The 6,000-nt window shown below is 58.4% G+C and carries 4 protein-coding genes; 3 read left to right on the top strand and 1 reads right to left on the bottom strand.

The annotated features are described in order from the left end of the window. Positions 1–492: 492 nt before the first annotated feature. Positions 493–1,440 carry an acetyl-CoA carboxylase, carboxyltransferase subunit beta gene (accD, locus tag JKL45_RS25285; RefSeq protein ID WP_201864567.1) on the bottom strand — a complete coding sequence of 316 codons (948 nt, stop codon included), beginning with the start codon at positions 1,438–1,440 and terminating at the stop codon, positions 493–495. 168 nt (positions 1,441–1,608) lie between these two features. On the opposite strand from accD, the gene JKL45_RS25280 reads away from it, so the two are divergent. From JKL45_RS25280 to repB, 3 genes are all read left to right on the top strand, one after another. After that, positions 1,609–2,760: a site-specific integrase gene (locus JKL45_RS25280; protein ID WP_246498934.1), complete on the top strand. Its 1,152-nt coding sequence runs from the start codon at positions 1,609–1,611 to the stop codon at positions 2,758–2,760. 427 nt (positions 2,761–3,187) lie between these two features. Continuing rightward, positions 3,188–4,411: a plasmid partitioning protein RepA gene (repA, locus tag JKL45_RS25275; RefSeq protein ID WP_201864566.1), complete on the top strand. Its 1,224-nt coding sequence runs from the start codon at positions 3,188–3,190 to the stop codon at positions 4,409–4,411. Further along, positions 4,411–5,541 carry a plasmid partitioning protein RepB gene (gene repB / locus JKL45_RS25270; RefSeq protein WP_201864565.1) on the top strand — a complete coding sequence of 377 codons (1,131 nt, stop codon included), beginning with the start codon at positions 4,411–4,413 and terminating at the stop codon, positions 5,539–5,541. Before repA ends, repB begins: the two co-directional genes overlap by 1 nt. Positions 5,542–6,000: the final 459 nt, after the last annotated feature.

The raw sequence follows: 6,000 nt of genomic DNA, 5'->3' as shown, positions 1-6,000 counted from the left end.
TCAGGACGTGAAGGCAGGGGCATCAGCTAGGGAATTTTCGAAGCCCACAATCAGGCAGTATTCACCGCCCTATGACACGCCCTTGGGCAGCGCCTTTCGGTCGGAGTCCCCTCCCCTGCCCACGGGTGAGCCTGCGCTTCACCAACCGCGTGGCCTCGACTGCCAGATACGCCAGTTCCTGATCCGGCATATTGTCGAGGAGTTCGTCGATCGTGGGTCTGGTGGCCTTCGCGCCAAGAGCCCCTATGGACACCGGCTCGCCTGTCCGGGTCTCCTCATGCACTGGCCTCGGCGAGGACGTCCGGCGGGCCGGTTTAGCAGGTGGCGGAGGTGCCCCGAACAGATCCCCTTGTCGCTCATCGCGAACCGGGTTTCGCGCCATCCCTCCTCCCGACTGTTTTCTTTTCGTTAACCATACTGGCCCTTATGGCTTCGTCCATCAATCAAAACGGTAACGGCCCTGATGGTTGCCCGGAGGAGGATGCCCCTCCCCTACTGGCTGCCGGTCTCTTCGTCCGAGGGTGCCGGGAGGCTGGATTCATGGTGAAGCGGCTCGCCCTCCGCAGGCCCTTCGGCCACGGGCGTAACCCCGCGCTCCGGCAGGCGCATGAGAAGGCTGCACAGCCGGGCCAAGGTTGAGCGCAGGTCATGGCGGTGCACCACCATGTCGACCATGCCGTGATCCTTCAGGAACTCGGCCCTCTGAAATCCATCGGGCAAGTGCTCGCGGATCGTCTGGCCGATCACCCGTGGCCCAGCAAAGCCGATCAGGGCTCCTGGCTCGGCCATATGGACATCGCCCAGCATCGCATAGGAGGCCGTGACGCCGCCCGTGGTTGGGTTCGTGAGAACCACGATATACGGGAGCTTTCGCTCACGCAGCCGCTGGATCAGAACTGTGGTCCGCGGCATCTGCATGAGGGACAGCATGCCCTCCTGCATCCGGGCTCCACCCGAGGCGGTAAACGCCACATAGGGCGTGGCTCGCTCGATCGCCGCTTCAGCACCCCGGATGAACGCCTCCCCGGCTGCCACCCCGAGCGACCCGCCGATGAAGTCAGGGTCGTGGGCCGCCACGGTCATCGGCAGACCTTCAACGGTTCCTGTGCCGACTTTGATCGCGTCCGGTAACCCGGTTTTCGTCCGGGCCTCCTTCAGGCGGTCGGTGTAGCGCTTGTTATCCCGGAACTTCAGCGGGTCGGAGTCCCCGTCTGGGATTGGCACATCCGTCCACTGGCCCCCATCAAAAGTCAGCGTCAGACGCTGGATCGCTGACAGGCGCAGGTGGTGGCCAGAGCCGGGGATCACCCACTGGTTGGCCTCAACGTCCTTCTGGAACACCACCTGCCCGGAGTCCGGGCACTTGATCCAAAGGCTGTCAGGCGCATCCCGCTTGAACAGGGTTTTGATCTTGGGCGCGACATCGGTAATCCAGCTCACGCGGCGTTCCTTCCCTATCTGCCGGCGCGGCACAAACCACGGGAATGCAGCAGGAGTGCGACGCCAGGCTGGTTGAACTGCCTGCGGCTGCTCAGTCACAGTTCACAAATCAGAGGGGCTCGACCATAGTCCGGCCAGAAGAACGATCTTGACGTAGGGCAAACACCGTTGGCCAGTTCGGCATCTCAGATCAGGCGCGCAAAGCAACTCGACGCACTGGCGGCCGTGCTGCCGATGGCAGCAGCTGATCGCTATGCAGAAGTTCTGACTGACGCTGATGTTGCCACCCTGAAGCACCTCGCCGATACAGGGATGGGGGCCAACACGCTCCGCGCCCTCGCCTCCGATCTCGCTTATCTCGAAGCTTGGTGCCAGGCAGCGACCAGGCGTCCACTCCCGTGGCCGGCAGATCCGGAACTCGTCCTGAAGTTCATTGCCCACCACATGTGGGACCCGGATCAAAGGGCCATTGATCCGGCTCACGGCATGCCCGACGACGTTGCGGAGGACCTCTGGGATCGGAAGATCCTCAAGGTCAAAGGGCCCCATGCTCCCAAGACGGTCTCCCGGCGGCTGTCCAACTGGTCGACCCTGCACCAGTGGAAGGGCGTTGAACCGCCGTTCGACCATCCGGGCATTAGGAAGGCTCTCCGCTTGGCTATGAAGGCCTCTGCTCGAGAGCCTCAGCGCAAGAGCCGCAAGCCCGTCACCCGCGATATCCTCGACCGACTCTTGGCCACCTGCAGCGATTCCAAAGCTATTGACCTCCGCGATCGGGCCATCCTCCTGATCGCGTTCGCAGCCGGCGGGCGGCGGCGCAGCGAGGTGGCGACCCTGAGGCACTCCCAGATCAGCACGGCCGATCCCATCAAGCTGCGGCCAGCAGACCCCGCATCGCCAACGGCGCCCTGTGTTCGCATTGCTCTCGGCCGAACGAAAACCACCACGGCAGGGCAGGGTGCCTTCGTGTTTGCTGCGGGCCGTGCGGCTATTGCCCTTCACGAATGGATGCAGGCCGCCTACATCACCTCCGGGCCAATCTTCAGGGAGGTTCGCAAGGACGGCTCCATCGGAGCCAACGCACTGACCCCGCAGTCGGTCAACCTCATTCTCAAGAAGCGCTGCCGGATGGCGGGGCTGGATCCGGCGGATTTCAGCGCCCACGGACTACGGTCGGGCTTCATGACGCAAGCAGGACGCGACGGGATCCCGCTGGTGGACGCGATGCGCCAATCCGCTCATAAGTCTGTCCAGCAAGCGGCTGGCTACTACGACGAGCAAGAACATGCACAGAGCCTGTCGGTCAGGATTGCGATTTAGTCGGGTTGCACGCCACATGAAGCAAATGCCAAAGTTCGCAGCTGCGAACAATTGAGGCCGTCACCCCGACGGCATAGGATAGAGTTGGGTAGGCAGCACTCCGTCTGCGGAAGAAGTCTCTCGGGGCAGGGTTCTTCTCATGGGACAAGATGTAACCCTTACTCTAAAGGGCCCGATCACTCAAAGTTCGCAGCTGCGAACATTCCCTCACCAGCCAACGCGAGATTAGAGCATAGATCGCTGCGGCCCTACCTAGGTGCGCAAGGCGACACAGCCTCAAAGTTCGCAGCTGCGAACATCTATAACGCAAAACTGCGGCACTTCCGCCGTTTTACCCCTTTCTGTTAACCCTTTTTAAGGGTTTGTGGGTGCTTTCTAACGGTCAGTACCGCCCAATCGCGCGGATTGCCGTGAGAAGGAGGCCCCAATGGCCCTGCCCCAGATCAAAGAATCTGAACCCGTCAAAGCCCAGCCGACGATAAACTTCGAAACTATGCGCGCACATGCGGACGGGCTCTCGCAGCGTCTCGACGGGATGCGGAGAAAGCAATATCCGCCTGATGCTCAACGGAGCCTCCGGAAGTTCACCTCTGGAGAAGCCGCGAAGTTAATCGGCGTCGACGACAGCTACCTGCGTCAATTGGCATTGGAAGGGAAGGGGCCTCAAGTCGAGGTTTTGCCAAACAGCCGCCGCCAGTATTCAATCAAGGACATTAATGAGATCCGGGAATACCTCGATCGGAACGGAAAGAGCGGCCGCAAATATGTCAAGCACCGCTCGGGCAATGAGCACTTGCAAGTGATCTCGTGCGTTAACTTTAAGGGTGGCTCAGCCAAGACCACGACCTCCGCTCACCTTGCTCAATACCTCGCCCTGAACGGATACCGAGTTCTCGCCCTAGATCTTGACCCCCAGGCGAGCTTTACCGCGTTACACGGCCTCCAGCCTGAATTTGACATTCAAGACAATCAAACCCTGTATGGCTCAATCCGCTACGATGATGAGTTGCAACACCCATCGCAGATCATCCGGAAGACATACATTCCAGGCCTAGACATTATTCCAGCGAATCTGGAGCTGATGGAGTTTGAGCACGAAACTCCGAAGGCCCTCTTGCACCGCAAACCGAACGATGCCCTATTCTTCCAGCGTATTGCATTGGTGCTCAGCGAGATCTCCAACGACTACGACGTCGTTGTGATCGATTGTCCGCCCCAACTCGGTTTCCTGACGCTCGCCGCCCTTAGCGCCTCAACATCCATGGTCATCACGGTCCATCCCCAGATGCTTGATCTGATGTCCATGAGTCAATTCCTTTCCATGGCCTCAAACCTTCTTCGAGTAGTCAACGAAAGCGGCGGCAAAGCTCAGTTCGACTGGATGCGATATCTTGTAACGCGCTTCGAGCCCGGCGATATCCCGCAATCGCAGATGGTCGAGTTCATGCGAGAAATGTTTGGCGACAATGTCTGCAGGAATCCGATGGTCAAGAGCACTGCCATCTCCGACGCCGGTCTCACGAAACAAACGATTTACGAAGTGCCCCGCGACCGTTTTTCAAAGTCGACGTTCGACCGCGCTATGGACGCCATGAATAACGTCAACTCTGAAATCGAAGATCTTATTAAAGCCGCTTGGGGGAGACTCTGATGTCTAAGGCTAAAGCAAACCAACTCAAAGAGCTGCTATCATCTGAAAGCGTGCCTCACCCAGTTCATCGCATTGATGTAGCCACCAATCCGGCTACCGGCGCTCCACACCTTGTCGAGGCCAAGAGCGATCGCACTGCTGCCGCCCAACAGCGTGACGCAGATGATCCGAAGCCTAGACCGGCGGCACCTTCTTGGTCACTCAACGTGTCGGGTGGTGCAATCGGTGCTGTAGGCGCAAGCATCAGCAAGGCTCAGCAAGAACAAGTCACCATTATTGACAATCTGAAGCAGCAGCTTGCCGCTGGTGAAACCATCGTTGAGATCGATACGACGAACATTGAAGACTCCTTCGTCAGCGATAGGATGGACATTTCTGATGAGGAAACCTCCATCCTTTCTCAACAGATTAAGGATCAGGGGCAGATCGTTCCGATCCTAGTCCGTCCTCATCCGAGCAAGGTGGCCTTCTACCAGGTAGCCTATGGACACCGTCGTGTTCGTGCGACTGCGATGCTCGGCATTAAGGTTCGCGCTATCGTACGTGACCTAACCGATGCGGAACTGGTCATAGCTCAGGGACAAGAGAACAACGCCCGCCAAGACCTGAGCTTCATCGAGAAAGCGACATTCGCAGTAAAGCTCGAGGAGCGTGGATTCGACCGTAAGACCATCTGCTCGGCGCTAGCGGTTTCGAAGAGCGACTGCTCAACCCTCATCAAGATCGGCTCGCGCATCCCCCGCGCGGTTATCGAAGCAATTGGAAAAGCACCAGGCGTCGGTCGTCCCCGATGGAATGAACTGTTTGACAAGATCCAAGAGAAGGGAAATGTCGACCGTTGCAGCGCACTCATCTCTGATTCAAAGTTTTTGGCTCTTGGATCTGACGAGCGCTTCGCCTCCCTTTTGCAGAGGCTGTCAAAAAGAGAGGATACACTAGGCGCTCCGCGGGATCAGACCTTCTGGAATGACGCAACTGGCCGGCGCTTGGCGGTGATTCAAATGACAGAGTCTCGATGCACTCTTCAGATTGATCGCAGGGACGAGCCAGGCTTCGCGAACTTTGTGGTCGAGCGGCTAAATGATCTTTACCGCGATTACGAGGCTGCCAAGTCTTCGGGAGCGCCCTAGTCGGGCTTATCGGACTTGCTCCCTTTTGCAACAATTTGCAGCATCTCACCAGGAAGAGATCTCTGAAGTTTCAGGCCTCTTCTGTTGGTGCGTTGAGCCAAACATCATGTTCCGCAGGCGTAGTCTGGTCACAGGCATCGCCTTCGGATGAAGCGGCCCCACCACGCCGTTCGGCTCCGACGTCAGAAATGAGTAGAGCAGGTGTTCGCCTTCGACAGGATCAGTGTTCGATCCACGTACACCGGTCCAAAGCCGCCAAATGCCAGCACAGGGGGGCAGGGGAGGGTACCGAACTTGTACAACCTGCTATCTACAAACGAGCCTTTGTACACAGTCGGAATCTGGGAGCAACCGATCGTTTGAAGACGTTTCTCAAGCCATTTTGTTAACTAGCCCGGCAGGGAAGGCTTTCCCAAGGCCCACAGAAGTGCTTTGAAAACAAAGGGTTTAGCAGCTCCG

This window comes from Microvirga soli, from assembly GCF_016734765.1.
GTDB classification, from domain to species: Bacteria; Pseudomonadota; Alphaproteobacteria; order Rhizobiales; family Beijerinckiaceae; genus Microvirga; species Microvirga soli.
Note: the sequence above shows the minus strand (reverse complement) of the source record. Positions and strands in the feature narration are given on the sequence as shown.